Below are 17248 nucleotides of genomic sequence, written 5' to 3'. Positions count from 1 at the left end.
GACGCCGCCTCGGCACGGTGGAGGATGCGCCTGCCGGGACCGCACGACGACGATCGGACCGAGATCCAGACCCGTGCCCGCCAGCTCGGGGCACCGGCCCAGCGACCAGGGGAGGACAGACGCGGTGGGAGACGGCACAGCCGCCAAACACGTACCGGTCAACCAGGTGCTGCGCGAATACCTGCTCGCCTCGACCTCGGCGCCGGATGAAGCGGTACGCGACCTGGTCGCCGCCACGGCACGGCTCGGCGAGGTCGCCGGGATGATGGTGCCGACGGAACAGGTCGCGCTGCTGACCCTGCTGGCCCGGCTGGTGCACGCCCGCACGGTGATCGACCTCGGCACCTTCACCGGGCTGTCGGCCCTCGCCTTCGCACGCGGTCTCGCCCCCGGAGGCACGGTGATCACCTGCGACAACAGCGACCGGTGGCACGACCTTGCCCGGACCCACTGGCAGCAGGCCGGGATGGCGGACCGGATCGAGTTCCGGCTCGGACCGGCTGCCCGCAGCCTCCGGGCGATGCCACGCCAGGCCGCGGTGGACGTCGTCTTCGTCGACGCCGACAAGCTGAACTACCCGACCTACTACGAGCTGGCGGTGCCGCTACTCCGCCCGGGTGGCCTGTTGTTGCTGGACAACGTGTTGCTGGACGGCTTCGTGACCGCACCCGATCTGGCCACCGACCCCATGCAACGGCGCTGTGCCGGCGTACTGCGTGCGGTCAATGCCGCCGTGGCGGCCGACGACCGGCTGGAGACCGTGATGTTGCCGATCGCCGACGGCCTCACCGTCGCACGGCGGCGCTGACCGACACCGCCGCCGTCCGGCCGCTCACAACTGCTCCGGTAGGTCGAAGGCGGAGAAGACCTCCGGCGGGAACGCGGTGATCTCCGTGATCGTGCCGCCCTCCACCCGGAAGACGTTCAGCACCTGCGGGCGGTACAGCGACTCGCCCGGCCGCCGGACGTACCCGGCGACCGCCGGTTGCCGATTCGCGCGTGTCCCCAGCGCGCGCCACTCGCCGAAGTAGGCCGGCGAGGTCGGGTCGAACTGGGCGAGCAGCCCGGCGGTGAAGGCCTCCCGGCCGACGATCCAGAACGGGTCCGGCGGCATGGTGACGCGGACGTCCTCGCGCAGCAGCTTGGCGAAGCTCGCCGCGTCGGCCTTCTCCAACGCCTCGATACACCGATGGACGAGGGCCCGCTCCGCCTCCGCCGGGTCCGTGGTCGGACCCCACTCGATCGGACGCCGCGGCAGCCGATCCTTGAGGGTGGCGCGGGCGCGCTGGAGTGCGCTGTTCGCGGAGGGGACGCTGATGTCGAGCATCGCGGCGGTCTCGTTCGCCGTCCAGGCGAGCACGTCACGCAGGATCAGCACGGCCCGCTGCTGAGCCGGCAGATGCTGGATCGCGACGAGGAAGGCGAGCTCGATCGTCTCCCGGGCCACGACCTGCGAGTCGGGCTGACTGTCCGGCGACGCGACGACGTCGAGCAGTCGGTCCGGGTACGGCTGAAGCCAGGGCACCTCGTCGGTGGGACCGCCCGGGACGTCCGGATCCGCGCCGAGCGCCGGCTGCCGGTACGGCATCGGTGTACGCGCGTTGGCCCGCAGGAAGTCCAGGCACACGTTCGTGGCGATGCGGTACAGCCAGGCGCGGACGGCCGATCGCCCCTCGAACGTCTCGCGCTTGCGCCACGCCCGTAGGTAGGTCTCCTGGACCAGGTCCTCGGCATCCTCGAAGGACCCCAGCATCCGATAGCAGTGGACCTGCAACTCGCGCCGGTGCCGGTCGACAAGTGCGGCGAAGGCGGTCTCGTCGATGATGGCGGGCTTCTGCGCGGTGTCGTGCGCGGGCGCGTCCGCGCCGAGGTCGGCCATCGAAGCCTCTTCCCCTCCATCGTGGATCAAGCATCCACGGCTCACTATACCGATGCGGTCGCCGGGCGGTTGCTGTCAGTGTCGACGGCGGCGTCCGGCAACACGGGAGATGAGTGGCCCCGATGTGGATGTGAGGGTGATTAGCGATCGGAGCGGCGCGACACCGAAACGAGGAGCGATGGACCGAACGACCCCCAGCACCGACGAGCTCAGCCGGCTCTACGACTCCACCGCCGCGCTGTCGCAGGTCTTCATCGACGGTCAGGAACACCTGTCCTACTGGTACGACGACCGTGACGACACCCCCGTCGTCGAGGCGGCCCGCCGGATCACCCGCAAGGTCGGCGACGCGATCGACCTGCGTCCCGGCGAGCACGTCCTGGATGCGGGCTGCGGCGTCGGGGCCCCGGCGGTACAACTCGCCGAGGAGTACGGAGTCCGGGTCACCGGTGTGACCGTGAGTCCGGTCCAGGTGCAGGAGGCACGCGGCCGGGCCGAGCGGGCCGGACTCGGCGCGCGGGTCGACTTCGCCCTCGGTGACTACCACCAACTCGCCCTGGCCGACGGCTCGGTCGACGCCGTGGTGGCCGTCGAGGCCATGGTGCACGCCGTCGACGTGGCGGTGGCACTGGCCGAGTTCCACCGCGTGCTGCGCCCCGGCGGTCGGCTGGCCATCACCGACTGCACCCGTGAGTCGCACGTGAGCGCGGCACAGGTGGCGCCTTTCATGGCGCTCTTCAGCATCAACCAGTTGCACTCCGTGGCGGAGTGGACCTCGCTGCTCGGCGCGGCGGGCTTCGACGTCGAGGAGTACACCCAGTGCGGACCGCGGGTGTACGGCATGGGACTGCGGTATCTCGACCGGATCGAGGAGCTGCGCGACGAGCTCACCGCACGCTTCGGAGCGGAGACGGTGGCCACTCTGGCGGCGTCCTACCGGGACTATTTCGGGAGGCGGACCGAGATCGGGTACGCGATCGTCGCCGCCCGCAAGCCGTATCTCTGACCTGTGCCTGCTCCGGCGCAGCAGACCCGGGTGTCAGGGCCCGCTCGTCGTCGCCGATGGCCCCGGCGATGAGTCGGGGCCGGTACCGATGCCTCGCCTCACCGGCGGGATCGAGGCTCGTGCCGGTCAATCCGACGACGGACGGTGGACCCGCCGATGGCGAGCGGACCGGAGCGGGCGCGAACGGGGCGGGCACCGCGCGACCTCCTCGTGGGGTCAACGATCGCGCGGTGCCCGCCCGGCGTGGGGTACCGGATCCACCACGCCTGAAACGCCGATCCGGTCGGCGACGGTGGCCTCGTCCCGTCGGAGGGCCACCAGGTATCAGTTCGGCACCGAGGTGATCAGGCCGCCGTCGACCAGCAGTTCCTGACCGGTGATGTAGGAGGCGCGGTCGGAGAGCAGGAAGGCCACGGCCTGCGCCACGTCCGCCGGGCGCCCCAGCCGCCCCAACGGCACCTGACGGCGGGCACCCTCCCGGGCCTGCGCCGTATCGGCGATGCCGAGGAACATGTCCGTCACGATGTAGCCGGGGCTCACCGCGTTCACCCGGGTGCCGCGGGTGCCCAGGTCGGCGGCGAGGGAACGCGCGAGGTTCACCACCGCGGCCTTGCCCGCCGCGTACAGGGGCGTGGTCGCCAGGCCGCGGTGCACCAGCCAACTGCCGTTGACCACGATCGCCGCCCGGTCGGCCAACAACGGCAGTGACTTCTGAATCGTCTGGAAGACCCCCCGCACGTTGGTGTCCAGCAGGTCGGTGTACTCGTCCCCGGTCACCGCAGCACAGGGGTTGAAGCGGGCGACGCCGGCGTTGGCGAACACCCCGTGCAACCGGCCGACGCGGTCTGCCACGACCGCCATCAGACGGTCGAGGTCGGACTCCCTCGACACGTCGGTGGGGACCGCGGTCACACGTGCGGGAGCGTCGAGGGTCTCGACCGCACCCCGCAGTCGCGCGGCGTCACGGCCGGCGAGCACCACCTGCGCCCCCGCGTCCAGCAAGGTACGCGCGGTGGCCAGGCCGATGCCGCTGCCGCCGCCGGTGATCAGGACGGCCCTGCCGTCGAACTCCGCCATGTGCCCAGCGTGGCAGCGACGGGCGGACCGAGCACCTTCGTGCGTGCTCGGTCACGCGGCGGCAGTGTCGACTGGTCGCACGTCCGAAGGTGCGGGATGACGACGACGGTTGGCAGGGTCGAGCCCGGACAGGTCGTCCGTCCCACGTCACCAGGGAGATCGCGATGGTTCGCAGCCCGCAGCCCGACAGTTCCTCCGGTTCCGCCGGAGTCCTGCGCTCGGTGGGTGTCGCCTACGACACCGGCACCAACTTCGCCACCGGGCAGGGCGAGCTGTCCCGGGTGCTCTGGAGCACCGACCGGATGGTGGACGAGATCGGCGCGATCCGCCGGCGGCTGCACTGCAACTCGGTGACCGTCTACGGCAGCGACCTCGGACGCCTGGACGACACCGCGCGGGCAGCCGCCGAGGTCGGGTTGCACGTCTGGTGGCAGCCACGACTCGTCGACCGGCCGCAGTCGGAGGTCGTCGACCACCTGGCCGAGGCGGCCCGTCTCGCCGAGCGACTGCGTCGCGACGGGGCGGCCGTGAGCTTCTCCGCGGGCTGTGTCCACTCGGTGTTCACCCCGGGCCTGCTACCCGGTGGGCGCTACCACGAGCGGATGGCCAACGTCTTCGCCGACGCCGACCACCACCTCCTGCGGCCGACCGATCCGGTCGACCTGGTCGACGGCAATCAGCGGCTCAACCAGTTCCTCGACGGGATGCTGGGGGTCGTGCGGTCCCACTTCTCCGGCGAGGTCGGCTACGCGGCGGCACCGTTCGAGGACGTCGACTGGCGGCTGTGCGACGTGATCCGGTTGATGCACTTCTACACGCTCGGCTATCCGGCCCGGGACGAGGACCGCGTCGCGGAGATCACGCGGTACCACCGGTGGGGCAAGCCGGTGATGATCGCGGAGTTCGGCACCGCGACGCACACGCGAGCGGCCGAGCAGGCATTCCTCTCCTTCGACGTGGTCGACCGCAGCGGCGCCGTGCCGACCGTCCGGCCCGGCGTGCGGCGCGACGAGCCTGCTCAGGCAGAGTTCCATCAGCGGATGCTGGACGTCTTCGTCCGGGCCGGGGTGCACGGCGTGGCGGTCAGTGAATTCATCCATCCGACCCACCCGTTCTCCGTCGATCCCCGCGTCGACCTCGACGTGGCGAGCATGGCGCTGGTCCGGACGATCCGGGAGTACCACGACGATCCGGCGTCGCCCTACCGGTGGGAGCCCAAGCAGTCCTTCCATGCCCTCGCCGCGCGCTACGCCGCACTGGGTGGAGCGGCACCGCGCACCGACCGAACCTGCTGACCCGACGGCCCGCCTCCGATGGAGTCGGCGGCGGGCCGTCGGGTGCCGGTCCCGATGAACGCGCCTCGCCGCCGCGGGGCGGCCGGTCGCCTCCATGGCGGCCAGGCGCGGCCGACGTCACGGCCCGACACGCCGGCCGGACGTCCCGGACCGGGCGGCTCTACCAGGCCACCGGCAGGGTGGTCAGCCGTTCCATCGGACCGGTGACGTTGCTGCGGATCTCCTGCGCCGGCACGGCGAGACGAAGACCCGGCAGCCGCTGGGTCAGCGCGCGGAAGGTCAGCTCCAGCTCGATGCGGGCCAGGTTCTGCCCGATGCACTGGTGGATGCCGAAACCGAAACCGAGATGATGGCGCGGCGACCGAGTCACGTCGAACTCGTCCGGAGTGGGCACCAGCGCGGTGGAGAAGTTGGCGGCGGCGGCACCGATCAGCACGCCCTCGCCGGCCTTGATGCGACGTCCGGCGATCTCGATGTCCTCCACCGCCACCCGGGAGATCGCCTCGACCAGGGAGACGTACCGCATGATCTCCTCGACCGCACCGGTCACCAGCTCCGGGTCGGCCCGGAGCGTGGCGAACTGGTCGGGATGCTCCAGCAACGCCAGACTCCCCAGGGAGATCACGTTGGCGGTGGTGTCCTGCCCGGCGATCAGCATGAGCATCGCGTAGATGACCAGCTCGTCACGGCTGAGGCGCCCCCTGCGTACCTGATCGGCGATGAGGTCGTCGAGCAGCCCGGTACCCGGATCACGCTCCTTGGCCGCGATCAGCCGACCGAAGTAGTCGGTCAGAGCGGTCATCGCCGCGGCGGCCCGGCCCGGGTCGGCGTCGAACAGCTCCCTGGCCGGGCGGGCAAAGGCCACCCGGTCCTCGTACGGGACGCCGAGCAGCACGCAGACCGCCATGGACGGCACCGGCAGCGCGAACTCGGCCACCAGATCCGCTGGCGAACCCGCCGCCAGCATGGCGTCGATCCGCTGGTCGACGATGTCCTGGATGGCCGGACGCAACGCGTTCATCCGCCGGACCGAGAAGCTCGGGATCAGCATCGTGCGCTGCCGGGTGTGCAGCGGCGGGTCGACACCGATCAGGACATCCGTGTAGCCGGTGTTCGCCAGTTCCGCCATCTCCGCGCTGAGTGCGGGGAAGCCCTCTGCGCGGGCGTTGATCGACAGACGACGGTCGGCCAACAGCGATCGAGCCTCCGCATGCCCGGTCACCAGCCACGCCTCTCGTCCGTCGTAGAGACGCACCCGGGACAGGGGTCCCTCGGCCCGGAACGCCGCATAGTCGCTGGACGGTCGGTACGGACACTGGCGTCCGATCGGGAAGGCCGGGCGCTCGTCGGGCGTCGTCGTGGGGGTCGACATCGGTTCTCCTCCTGGTCGCAACTCCCGTCGCCGGGCGCCACGGGCGTCTGGGCCCATTCAGCCTGACCGGGAGGCCGCAGGGTGTCTTCTTGTCGCGTGCGCATCGGCACCACGGCCGGCGCAGGACGAAAGACGTCAGCCACCTCGAATCGCCACGACGTCGCCTTCGTCAACCTTCTTGTTCAGCATCGACGGAGATGTTTGCGAAAATAGGTTCGGTCAGCCCTCCCGGTATGGGTTGGTCGACGGTAGGATCCGGGTCACCCGAATTGTTCGTCAGATGTGCCGGGCACCCGTGTCGCGAATCCACTCACACGATTGGGGAAAGGCCATGGATTCTGCCGTTTCATCGGCAACCGGAGATTCGACGGAAAGGAGCAGGCCGCGCTGGCGTCAGCGCGCGATCGGCGTTCTGGCGGCCGTGCTGGCGGCGGTGGTGATCTGGGTGGTGGCGGTGCCGCTGGCCGGGGTGGACCTGATGGCCACGGTGGCCTCGGGCGAACCGCCGATGGAGATCGGTGTGGGCGCGGTGATCGCCTCTTCGCTGATCACCTCGTTGCTCGGCTGGGGCCTGCTCGCGTTGCTGGAGCGGGTCACCCGACACGGCCTGCGGATCTGGGTGATCGTGGCGGTGCTCTTCACGCTGCTCTCCCTCGCCGGGCCGTTCATGGCGGAGACCGGTGCCGCGACGGCCGTGCTCCTACTGATGCACCTCGCCGTCGGAGGGGTCCTCATCGCGGCGATGCTGCGCAGCGTCCGCCGCTGAGAACCGCGATCGTCGACCCGAAAAGGGTCGTGCCTGCGCCGGAGGGCGCAGGCACGACCTGGGAGGGCGACGGTGGGATCAGCGCAGGGCCAGGGCCCGCTGGTGGACGGTGCTGACCGAGTTGACGGCGAGCTGCTTGGTCGGCTCGACCGACCAGATCAGCAGGTCACCGTTGGCGGCCAGGGTGAGCTGGGCGTCGCACTCGGCGACCGACTGCACGGACTTGTCCGACGACGACGGGTTGGACCAGGGAAGGACGGTGGTGAGGGTCGAGGCGAAGGTGCGGGCACCGCGCAGCGCCGGCGCCTCGTGCTCCGCGTAGGAGATGGTGCCGTTCAGCGGCGTACCGTTGCCGGTGTCCAGCTTGATGGTGCCGGCGCTGCAGGTACGCAGCACCTTCGCCACCTTGTCGATCGCCGCGCTGGCACCGCCGGGGATCTGGAAGACGGCGGTCATGAAGTACCGCTGGAGGCTCTCCGGCGCGGCGGCCTGCGACCGCTCGCCAGCGTGCATGTACCCCTCGATCCCGCGCAGATCGCCCAGGGCGCTGGTCATCTCCAGGCAGGCACGGGGCTCGGAGGTCATGCCGGGCCCGGTGCCGAACTGCCCGGTGGCGACTGCCTCCGCGATGGTGACCGTGGGGTGAACGATGGATGCGGTCTTGCGCTGTTCGCTCTCCGGCACCAGGATCTGCCGGAGATCTTCGTTGCTGAACTCGGTCTGGGCGACCACGGCCTGCTGGGAGCCGGCGGTGGCTGCCCCGTTCCCCGCGAGGAACAGCGCGGTCAGGGCGGCCAGTGCCACCGCGGTGAGGGTGACTACGGTTCGCTTCTTACGCATGTTGTTCTCCATGTCGAAATGGTGGTTCGTGATCTCGGAAATACTCCTCGATCACCGAGGCGTAACGTCGCCCTCCCCTTTCTGGCGCCTCGTGAAATCAGTATGTCGGAACCCGAGACACGCTCCGCCTCCCGTAGTGCGGAGCGGTCGAGACCGGCAAATGCAGGTGATACGAAACGGTCGTGTATCGGGTTCGCCACCGCACCACCGATGCGCTACCGGCTAGGGACGGTCGATCGAGTGCTCCCCGGCCCGACCCAGAACGTCGGCGAGCCGGTCGGCGAACTCGTACGGGTGGGTGACGTGTCCGACGTGACCGCCGGGGAAGTCGATCAGCGCGAGACCGAGCAGCCGGGCCAGAGCCTGGTTCGGGCGGTAGGCGAACTGCTCCCGCGACGTACTGCCGCCGGCCAGCACCAATCGCGCCGCGTACCGGCGCAGCAGCTCCAGGTCGGGCCGGTACGCCGGAAAGCTGCGGGTCTCGTGTTCGAACCAGAACACCTGGTTGCGGTGGAGCCGGGCCTGGAGCTGCGCGAGCTGATCCGGTGGGAGCCGGGCGTCCTCCGGCGGCCGTGTCTCGCCCGCCAGGCCCACGTGGTCGCGGAACAACTCCCGGGCGGCCTCGCCGCCACGCTCGCGATAGGTGAGGTACAGGTCGTCGTAGAACCCGAGCCAGTGCGCGGCGTCGGGCAGGATCGACACGAGTGGCGGTTCGTGCACGACCACGGTGCGCAGGCGGTGCGGGTGGGCCTGCAGCAGAGCCAGCCCCACGATGCCTCCCGAGCAGGTGCCGAACACGTCCGCCGGTCCGTCGGCGAGATGGTCCAACAGATGGCGGGCATCCCGGGCGTCCACCTCGACACGACGATCGTCGACGACCGGATCGAAGACCGGGCTTCGGGAGAAACCCCGCCGGTCGTAGGTGATCACCGTGTACCGCGTCGCCAGGCTGCCCGCCAAGGGGCCGAACGGGGTGGCGTCGCCGTTGCCGGTGGGGATGCAGAGCAGCGGCGGACCGTCGCCGCGGACCTCGAAGTACAACTGGGCGCCGGGGACCTCGAGGGTGCCGTACCGGACCGGACGCATGTGGACCTCCTGAGTCGGACGCCGGGCGCGCCTGCACCGGTTGCGTCGGCGAGCCACGACGCCCGCACCGAGCGGCAGCGGTACGGGCCTGGTCGTCCATCTCGCAGGAGGGGTGACGCCGGCCTCGGGCGGTCCGTCCGCGCAGGCGCGGATCCGGCGGGGTGACGTCGACGCGCGCGACGAGTCGTGGGTCCGACGGTAGGGCGCACCGCCGTGGCCGGCATCTCCGTGCGTGCGGCCGGTCGCAGATCGGTCGGCGGCCTCAATGGTCCGCTCGAATGACCCGACGCAGCTTCCGATCTGATGAAAGGTGCGCCAAGAACTGTCATACGGGGTGCGTGGACTGATTAGACGGAAGGTCGAATGGGACTGTTCCGGATCGCGCTCGAAGCGCGATCCGGAACAATCTGCGTGTGACTACTGGAATGAGATCTCGGCGCCCGCGCCCTCGCCGAAGTCATTGAACATCCCGATGCCGCACGGCGCCTTGTTGCAGTCGACGACCCCCCACGGCGTGCCGTCCGGGCCGAGCGTGCCCTGGTAGATGTGGCGCACCGCCAGCCTGGCGGAGAGCGTGCCGGACGTGGTCGTGCTGACGTCGATGGTCTCGCCCCCGTTGCAGGGCATGGCGTCGTCGACGATCGCGCACTGGCCGATGTGGAAGACGCTGCTCGGGCGCAGGCCGGTGGCGTTGACGGTGACCACCTGGCCGTCGGCGAGGCCGGTTGCCGGGGTGACGGTGACCGTCGGGACGGCGGGTGCGGGGGCCTCGCCGGGCGTGGTCGGGGCGCCGACGGCCGGCACCGGCCCGGCGACGGAGAAGGCGAGGGCCGCCACCGCGCCGGCGCCGAGGAGGGACAGGGTGCGTTTCCGGTCTCTGGCGAACACGTGATGCTCCATTTCTTGAATGCGGGCACAATTCTGCGGGGACCGGTCGTTTCCGTTCCCGAGGGAACGGGTGACGTGACTCGACAGAACATGGGCACCCGTGTCGTGATACATCGTCGTCCGTCGAGCCGCTTCAAGAGCGCTCTGACAGTTATGACGATGCATCTACCCGCGACTGAGCGGTCCCGGGCGGGAAATTCCAGCGATCATGCGCGAGGCGTCAACATCAGCCGCAGCGCCTTCTTGTCCGGCTTGCCGACCGGAGTGTGCGGCAGCTCGTCCACCACGACGAGGCGCTCCGGCACCTTGAACGCGGCGAGGCCGCGAACGGTCAGCGCCCCGGCCAACTGGCGCAGTGTCAGCCTGCGCCCGGGATGCAGCCGGACGAAGAGACAGAGCCGTTCGCCGACCGCCGGATCGGGCATCGCCACGGCCGCGACCTCGGCGATCTCCGGCAGTTCCAGCGCGAGGGCCTCGACCTCACCGGCGGAGATCTTCTCGCCCGCCCGGTTGATCATGTCCTTGATCCGTCCGCAGACGACGACATCGCCGTCCCCGGTGAGCCGGACCAGATCGCCGGTGCGGTACCAGCCCGTGGCGGTGTAGGAGACGGCGTTCTGCTCGGGTGCCCGGTAGTAACCGCGCGGCGTGTACGGGCCACGGGTGAGCAGCTCACCGCAGACACCGGGGTCGACCGGTCGTTCGGTGTCGGGCTCCACCACCAACAACTCGTCGAAGGGGCTGAGCGGTCGACCCTGCGTGTGGTGCGCGATCTCGGGCGGCGCGCCGATCGGTGTGTAGCAGACCAGACCCTCCGCCATGCCGTAGACCTGCTGCACCTCACACCCGAGGGCGGAACCGAGCGCCGAGGCGAGTTCGGGAGCGAACATCGCCCCACCGACGTGGACGTGCCGCAGGCTGGACAGGTCCCGGCCGCAGTCGGCCGCAGCCGTCCAGGAGATCGCCACCGCCGGTACCAGTGAGGTCGCCGTGACCCGCTCCGCCTCGATGGCGGCGAACGCCGGTCCCGGACGGGGAGACGGCAACAGGACCACCCGCCCTCCGCTGTACAGCGTCCCGAGCACCCCCGGGTTCGCCAGCGGAAAGTTGTGCCCCACCGGCAGCACCGCCAGGTAGACGGTGTCCCGCCCGAAGCGGCACACGTCGGCGCACCGCCGCAGGTTGTACTCGTAGTCGTCGTGGGTGCGGGCGATCACCTTCGGCACCGCCGTGGTGCCGCCGGAGAGCAGGAACAGCGCCACGTCGCCACCGGCCGGCGCGCACGCGTCCAGCCGGCGACGTCGTGCCTCGACGTCGCCGTCGGCCCGCAACAGCGCCCGCCCGTCGACCCCGAGCGTGCGGACATCGTCACCGAAGACGAACACGGAGGTCGGGCCGGGCAACCCCGCCACCACTCGGTACGCGAGCGCCTGGTGGTCGTAGTCGCGCCAACGGTCGGGCACCACCAACGCCCGGACGTCGACGTGCGCGGCGATCGCGGACAGCTCGTGCTCGCGGTGCTGCGGCAGCATCATCACCGGAGCCACCCCGAGCCGGAAGCAGGCGAGCATGACGACCACCAGTTCCCAGCAGTTCGGTAGCTGCAGCAGCACCCGGTGACCCTGGCGCAGCCCGTGCTCGCTGAGGTGCTCGGCCAGCCCATCGGCCAACTCGGCCAGCTCCCGGTAGGTCACCCGGCGGGGGCCGTCGACGACCGCGACCTGATCACCCCACCGGTCCGCCCACTCCCACAGGTGGGCACCGAGCGGGCGGCCACGCCAGCACTCCGCCATCCGATAGGCGTACGCCAGATCCTCCGGCCAGGGTACGAGCCCGTCGTCGGTCGTCATCGCGTGCTCCTCCAAGCGGTGGTGTTCGGAAGTCGATCCGCCAGGTACTCCGCCATCGCCTCGACCGTCGGCCGGTCCCACAGCAGGGTGGCCGGCAGCGCGAGGTGGAACTCCCGCTCCAGGGCCGCCCGGACCCGGGTGGTCATCACCGAGTCCAGGCCCATCTCCGACAGCGGGCGGAGCGGGTCGATCTCACTGCGAGGCAGCCGTGTCTCGTCGGCGACCTGGGCGCTGATCCGGTCCCGCAGATGTGCATGGAGCGCGGTGTCGTCCAGTCCGGCCCACGGCGGGCCGCCACCGTCCGACGCGCTGTGCGGTCCGTCCTCGCCGGACAGCTCGCCGAGCAGCGGCGGTCGGTGACCACCGGCGGTCGGCGGGAGCACCCGCAACACGACCGGCTCGCCCAGATCATGTCGGTGCGCCTGCTCCCACGCGGCGAACGCCTCGGCGACGCTGACGTCGGCAGCGCCTCGCGCGGCGAGTTCCGTGTCGATGACGGCGCTGGAGGTGGACATCCCGAGCCCACGCCAGGAGGTCCACCGAATGCTCCTCGTCCCGGTGTCACCAGCCGCACGCCGGTGGCGGGCGAGGCAGTCCAGGAAGGCGTTGCCCGCGGCGTAGCTGCCCTGACCGGGCAGGCCGAGAAGCTGGCCCACCGAGGAGAACGACACGAAGAAGTCGAGGCTGCCCGGCGGAAAGAGCGCATGCAGGGTCAGTGCGGCCACCTTGGGCCGCAGCACCCGTCGCAGCGAGGATTCGTCGAGAGTGTCGATGGTGCGGTCGTCCAGCACACCGGCCGCGTGCACCACCCCGCGAATCGGCGGCAGCCCGTACGCGGCGGGTCGCAGCAGCCGCACGGCCTCCTGCGCGTCGGCGATGTCGCACGGCACGACGACGACGGTCACCCCGGCCCGCTCCAGTGCCCGCACGGTCCGTACCGCCGCGCGTTGCCCCGGGTCGGTCAGCCCGTCCCACGTCTCGCGCGAGGGCAGGCCGCGCCGTCCGGTCAGGACGATGCGGCGGGCGCCCCGGTCGGCCAGCCACGCGGCCACCTCCAGCCCCAGCGCCCCCAGGCCACCGGTGATCAGGTACGTGCCGTCGGGACGGCAGGCCAACGACGGCGCGAGGGGTCCATCGGTGACCGCCCGCAGCCGGGGGACCAGCGCCTCGCCCCCGCCCACCGCCACCAGGTCCTCACCATGGCCGGCGCCGACCAGGGCGACGAGGGTGGACAGGTCGCGTCGGTCGGCACCGACGTCGACGACGCCACCCCAGCTCTCGGGCCGTTCGCTGCCGATCACCCGACCCAATCCCCACAGCGCGCCGTGACCGAGCGCGCTGTGCCGGTCGCCGGATCGGACACCCCGCGTCACACACCACAGGCGGGCACCCTGCCCGGTCGCGACCCGGCGCGCGGTCCGGGTCAGCAACCACGCGTTCGCCGCGACCAGCTCGGCCACGTCGTCGGTGGCCGCCTCGGCGGGTACCACCAGGACGGCCCGGCCGTCGAGCAGTTCGTCGCCGACGATCTGGTCCGGGTCGGTGACCTGCCGGCAGCGGACGCCGTGCGCGACCATCTGTGCGGCCAGATCGTCGCCGAGTGGGGACCTCGGGCCGACCAGGACCGCCCCGTCCGGCGGAGGGCCGAGTAGGTGCGGTGCCGGCCGCCAGGCGGTGTCGTAGAGCACCGGGGTGCGGGCGTCGAGTCGCGCCACGTCCTGGTCGAGCAGTCCGTAGCGCAGGCCGGTCAGCCGGCCGACCACCTCGTCGTGGACGTTGACCAGTTCCACGTCGACGACGTCCGCACCCCGACGCCGGACGGTGATCCGGGCCTGGGCGACCGCGGTCGGGCAGAGCGTGACCCGGGCGACGGACGCCGGCATCCGCAACACCGGCGGCCCGGGGAAGACCACCGACGCGATCGACAACGCGGCGTCCAGGATCGGTGCCCAGCCCGCAGCGTCGGGGGCATCGTCGACATCGACGACGCCGACCAGGCCGTCGGAGGTCTGGCCGAGACGGCGCACGGTCCACGAGAAACCCATCGCCGCGACGCCGAGGTCGGCCAGCCGCTCCACGACGTGCCTCTCGTCGAGGGGGCCGGTCACCGTGGACGGCGGCTCGGGGGGCCCCGGCAGACCGGCGTACGGGTCAGCGGCGGCGGAGGTGTGTGTCAGCCAGCCCGCGTCCTCATCCGGGTCCTCGCCGAGCACACGGGAGCTCAGCCGCAGTTCCTCGCCCTGCCGGACGACCTGCACCGCCCGGGGCCGGGTCACGCTGACCGGCGTCCGCAGGAGGACGTCCACCAGGTCCCACCAGCCTCGCCCGGTCGAGGCGGCGGCGAGGAGGGTGGTCAGCAGCACCGCGGCGGGCACGATCTCCACACCACGGACCGGGTGCTCACCGGGGTACGGGCGGCTCCCCTGGTCCAGGCGCGTCAGCCAGACGTCGGCGGGGAAGGCGCCCCGGACCACCGTCCGCCTGCCGAGCAGCGTGTGACCGGCACGGTCGGGGCCGCTCCCGGCGGTGGGCGGCGGTGGCTCCACCGCCCAGTGCCGGCTGCGCTGCCAGGCCGGCGTGGGCAGGTCGGTCAGCCCACCGTCGGGCCACAACGCCGACCAGTCCACCTCCGCGCCACAACCGTAGAGCTCGCCCAGACCGGTCAGCAGCGCCTCCCGGCCGGCGCCGCCCCGACGCAGCGAGTACACCACCCGGGTGTCGGCGACCGGCAACGACGCCAGCGTGTCGTCGATCGAGTGAGCCACGACCGGGTGCCCGGAGATCTCCAGGAACAGGCGGTGACCGTCCTCGGTGGCGGCGGTCACCGCCGGGGCGAAGCGGACGGCGTCCCGCAGGTTGCGTGCCCAGTAGCCGCCGTCCCGAGGTGCGGCCGAGCGGGCGTCCGCGAGCGCGGTCGTGTAGACCGGTGTGTGGGCGCCGGTGGGGCGCAGGTCGGCCGCCGCGGCCCGCAGCCGGTCCAGCAGCGGGTCCATCTGCGGACTGTGGAAGGCCACGTCGGACCTGATCGGCCTGACCCGCGCCCCGGCGTCCCGCCAACGCTCGGCGACGGCGTGGACCGCCGCGACATCGCCGGAGAGAACACACGCGCGGGGTGCGGCGTCGATCGCCACGACCACGTCGCAGCGCCCCCGCAGCCGTCGCCGTGCCTCGTCGGCCGGGACGTCGACGAGCACCATCGCGCCGGCCCCGGCGACGTCGCGCAACAGCGTGGAGCGGCGGCAGACGAGCCGGGCACCCTGGTCGAGGGTGAGCATCCCGGCGGTCACCGCCGCCGCGATCTCGCCGACGGAGTGACCGATCACGGCGGCGGGCCGCAGCCCGAGCGACCGCCAGGTGGCAGCCAGTGCGACCTGCACGGCGAAGATCATCGGCTGGACCACGTCCACCGGCTGGGCCCGGTCGTCGAACAGCGCGGACCGGGGCGTCCACCCGACCTCGGACCGGAAGACCGGGTCGAGCCGGTCCAGGACATCGGCGAACGCCGGGGTGTCCTCGACCAGGTCGCGGCCGACCCCGGTCCAGTGCGAGCCGTGCCCGGAGAAGACCCAGACGGCTCCCCGGTCGCCGCCCGGTGCGGGGTCGGCGACACCCCTGCGTCCGGCCGGCGTGATCTCCCGGAGCCGGTCGACCAGCGCGGACCGCCCGGCGGCGACGACCGCGGCACGGTAGGGCAGATGCCCGCGCCGCCGGGCGAGGGTGTGCCCGACGTCGACGATGGACGGCGCCGGACCCGTCTCGAGGCGGGTGGCCAGGCGCTCGGCGTACTGCCGCAGGGCGGCGGGGGACGCGCCGGACAACGGGTACAGGCGGGGACCGCCCGGCCCCGGTCGCCCGGTCTGTTCGGGTGCCGCGTCGGATTCCTCGATGACCAGGTGGGCGATGGTGCCGCCGTACCCGTATCCGGAGACCGCCGCCCGTCGCGGGTGCGCCCGACGCTGCCAGGGCGTCACCTCCCGGACCACCCGCATTCCGCAGGACTCCCAGTCCACGGCCGGGTTGGGGTGGGTGACCCCCAGGCTCGGCGGCAGGTGTCCGTGCCGCAGGGCGAGCACCGTCTTGATGACGCCGGCGACGCCCGCGCCGGCCTCCAGGTGGCCGATGTTCGGCTTCACCGAACCGATCAGCAGCGGTCGGGCGGCTTCCCGCCCGACGCCGTAGACCTGCGCCAGCGCCGCAGCCTCCAGCGGATCGCCCACCGGCGTGCCCGTGCCGTGCGCCTCGACGTAGTCGACGGTGTGCGGGTCCACACCGGCGTCGCGGCAGGCCCGGCGCATCAGCTCGGCCTGGGCTGCCCCGTTCGGGGCCATGATGCCGTTCGTCCGACCGTCCTGGCGGACGGCGCTGCCGCGCAGCACCGCCAGAATCCGATCTCCGTCACGGCGGGCGTCGGCGAGGCGCTTGAGCACCACCACACCTCCGCCCTCGCCCCGGCCGTAGCCGTCCGCACCGGCGTCGAAGGACTTGCATCGCCCGTTCGGCGCGGTCGCCCCGGCCGCGTCGAGGACCAGGGTGAGACCGGGGGCAGCCATCACCAGTACCCCTCCGGCCAGGGCGAGGTCACACTCGCGGGCACGCAGGGCCTGCGCCGCCAGGTGGATGGCGACCAGCGAGGAGGAACAGGCGGTGTCCACGGTCATGCTCGGTCCGTGCAGGTCCAGCACGTAGGAGACCCGGTTGGCCACCGCGCAGTACGCGCCGCCGATCCCGGTCCACGCCTCGATGCGGGGCAGGTCCTCCAGCAGCCGCCGACCGTAGTCGTCCGCGCCCACCCCCATGAAGACGCCGGTGTCGCCACCGGCCAACCCGCGCGGCGGGATTCCGGCGTGCTCCAGCGCCTCCCAGGCCAGCTCCAGCACGATCCGTTGCTGCGGATCGATCAGCGCCGCCTCCCGAGGCGTGATGTCGAAGAAGTCGGCGTCGAAGCCGGCGATGTCGGTCAGGAAGGAGCCGTACCCCGTCGCCCTCGCGACCGCCTGCGCATGTTCGGGACCCTGACGGGCGTACCAACTCCAGCGGTCGGCGGGGATCGGCCCGGCGGTGTCGCGGCCGTCGCGCAGCAACGCCCAGAACCGTTCGGGCGAATCGACGTCACCAGCGAAGCGACATGCCATACCCACCAACGCGATGGGCTCGGACGAGGTCATAACAGCTCCTTGACGCGTGACGGG

Annotated in this window: 12 protein-coding genes; 4 read left to right on the top strand and 8 right to left on the bottom strand. The window is 71.7% G+C overall.

Annotation, left to right across the window (positions count from 1 at the left end; genetic code table 11):
- The first annotated feature begins 124 nt into the window (after positions 1-124).
- Positions 125-808 carry an O-methyltransferase gene (locus ACQVFL_RS19395; protein WP_431727234.1) on the top strand — a complete coding sequence of 228 codons (684 nt, stop codon included), beginning with the start codon at positions 125-127 and terminating at the stop codon, positions 806-808.
- Positions 809-832: 24 nt separating this feature from the next.
- On the opposite strand, the gene ACQVFL_RS19390 is transcribed toward ACQVFL_RS19395, so the two are convergent.
- On the bottom strand, positions 833-1879 hold the full coding sequence (locus tag ACQVFL_RS19390; protein ID WP_431727233.1) for an RNA polymerase subunit sigma-70: 1047 nt from the start codon (positions 1877-1879) through the stop codon (positions 833-835).
- Between the two features lie 178 nt (positions 1880-2057).
- Here ACQVFL_RS19390 and ACQVFL_RS19385 point away from each other — a divergent pair, with 178 nt between their 5' ends.
- A complete protein-coding gene (locus ACQVFL_RS19385) occupies positions 2058-2885 on the top strand; it encodes an SAM-dependent methyltransferase (RefSeq protein WP_396697174.1) in 828 nt (275 codons plus the stop codon).
- A 324-nt stretch (positions 2886-3209) separates the two neighbouring features.
- Here the strand turns inward: ACQVFL_RS19385 and ACQVFL_RS19380 are convergent, their stop codons facing one another.
- Positions 3210-3962 (bottom strand): SDR family NAD(P)-dependent oxidoreductase, encoded by a 753-nt coding sequence (locus tag ACQVFL_RS19380; RefSeq protein WP_396697176.1) that lies wholly within the window; start codon positions 3960-3962, stop codon positions 3210-3212.
- A 164-nt stretch (positions 3963-4126) separates the two neighbouring features.
- On the opposite strand from ACQVFL_RS19380, the gene ACQVFL_RS19375 reads away from it, so the two are divergent.
- Positions 4127-5257 (top strand): abortive infection protein, encoded by a 1131-nt coding sequence (locus tag ACQVFL_RS19375; protein WP_396697178.1) that lies wholly within the window; start codon positions 4127-4129, stop codon positions 5255-5257.
- Positions 5258-5417: 160 nt separating this feature from the next.
- Here the strand turns inward: ACQVFL_RS19375 and ACQVFL_RS19370 are convergent, their stop codons facing one another.
- Positions 5418-6629, bottom strand: a complete 1212-nt coding sequence (locus ACQVFL_RS19370) for a cytochrome P450 (RefSeq protein ID WP_396697180.1) — start codon at positions 6627-6629, stop codon at positions 5418-5420.
- A gap of 280 nt (positions 6630-6909) precedes the next feature.
- On the opposite strand from ACQVFL_RS19370, the gene ACQVFL_RS19365 reads away from it, so the two are divergent.
- Positions 6910-7395 carry a DUF6069 family protein gene (locus ACQVFL_RS19365; RefSeq protein ID WP_431727232.1) on the top strand — a complete coding sequence of 162 codons (486 nt, stop codon included), beginning with the start codon at positions 6910-6912 and terminating at the stop codon, positions 7393-7395.
- 78 nt (positions 7396-7473) lie between these two features.
- Here ACQVFL_RS19365 and ACQVFL_RS19360 read toward each other — a convergent pair whose 3' ends face one another.
- The 5 genes from ACQVFL_RS19360 to ACQVFL_RS19340 all read right to left on the bottom strand — a co-directional run bounded on the left by ACQVFL_RS19360 (position 7474) and on the right by ACQVFL_RS19340 (position 17224).
- Positions 7474-8235 (bottom strand): hypothetical protein, encoded by a 762-nt coding sequence (locus ACQVFL_RS19360; RefSeq protein ID WP_396697184.1) that lies wholly within the window; start codon positions 8233-8235, stop codon positions 7474-7476.
- Positions 8236-8457: 222 nt separating this feature from the next.
- On the bottom strand, positions 8458-9321 hold the full coding sequence (locus ACQVFL_RS19355; RefSeq protein ID WP_396697186.1) for an alpha/beta fold hydrolase: 864 nt from the start codon (positions 9319-9321) through the stop codon (positions 8458-8460).
- 417 nt (positions 9322-9738) lie between these two features.
- Positions 9739-10209, bottom strand: a complete 471-nt coding sequence (locus ACQVFL_RS19350) for an enediyne antibiotic chromoprotein (RefSeq protein ID WP_396697188.1) — start codon at positions 10207-10209, stop codon at positions 9739-9741.
- 206 nt (positions 10210-10415) lie between these two features.
- On the bottom strand, positions 10416-12059 hold the full coding sequence (locus ACQVFL_RS19345) for a (2,3-dihydroxybenzoyl)adenylate synthase (RefSeq protein WP_396697190.1): 1644 nt from the start codon (positions 12057-12059) through the stop codon (positions 10416-10418).
- A complete protein-coding gene (locus ACQVFL_RS19340; protein ID WP_431727231.1) occupies positions 12056-17224 on the bottom strand; it encodes a type I polyketide synthase in 5169 nt (1722 codons plus the stop codon). The genes ACQVFL_RS19345 and ACQVFL_RS19340 overlap by 4 nt, the downstream gene beginning before the upstream one ends.
- Positions 17225-17248: the final 24 nt, after the last annotated feature.

Origin of the sequence: Verrucosispora sp. TAA-831, from assembly GCF_050780145.1 — a bacterium.
Classification (GTDB): domain Bacteria; phylum Actinomycetota; class Actinomycetes; order Mycobacteriales; family Micromonosporaceae; genus Micromonospora.
Note: the sequence above shows the minus strand (reverse complement) of the source record. Positions and strands in the feature narration are given on the sequence as shown.

Bases quoted from the DNA above. Each gene is read 5' to 3' on its own strand.
- ACQVFL_RS19390 (WP_431727233.1), bottom strand. From the start codon at position 1,879: ATGGCCGACCTCGGCGCGGACGCGCCCGCGCACGACACCGCGCAGAAG.
- ACQVFL_RS19385 (WP_396697174.1), top strand. From the start codon at position 2,058: ATGGACCGAACGACCCCCAGCACCGACGAGCTCAGCCGGCTCTACGAC.
- ACQVFL_RS19380 (WP_396697176.1), bottom strand. From the start codon at position 3,962: ATGGCGGAGTTCGACGGCAGGGCCGTCCTGATCACCGGCGGCGGCAGC.
- ACQVFL_RS19375 (WP_396697178.1), top strand. From the start codon at position 4,127: ATGGTTCGCAGCCCGCAGCCCGACAGTTCCTCCGGTTCCGCCGGAGTC.
- ACQVFL_RS19370 (WP_396697180.1), bottom strand. From the start codon at position 6,629: ATGTCGACCCCCACGACGACGCCCGACGAGCGCCCGGCCTTCCCGATC.
- ACQVFL_RS19365 (WP_431727232.1), top strand. From the start codon at position 6,910: ATGTGCCGGGCACCCGTGTCGCGAATCCACTCACACGATTGGGGAAAG.
- ACQVFL_RS19360 (WP_396697184.1), bottom strand. From the start codon at position 8,235: ATGCGTAAGAAGCGAACCGTAGTCACCCTCACCGCGGTGGCACTGGCC.
- ACQVFL_RS19355 (WP_396697186.1), bottom strand. From the start codon at position 9,321: ATGCGTCCGGTCCGGTACGGCACCCTCGAGGTCCCCGGCGCCCAGTTG.
- ACQVFL_RS19345 (WP_396697190.1), bottom strand. From the start codon at position 12,059: ATGACGACCGACGACGGGCTCGTACCCTGGCCGGAGGATCTGGCGTAC.
- ACQVFL_RS19340 (WP_431727231.1), bottom strand. From the start codon at position 17,224: ATGACCTCGTCCGAGCCCATCGCGTTGGTGGGTATGGCATGTCGCTTC.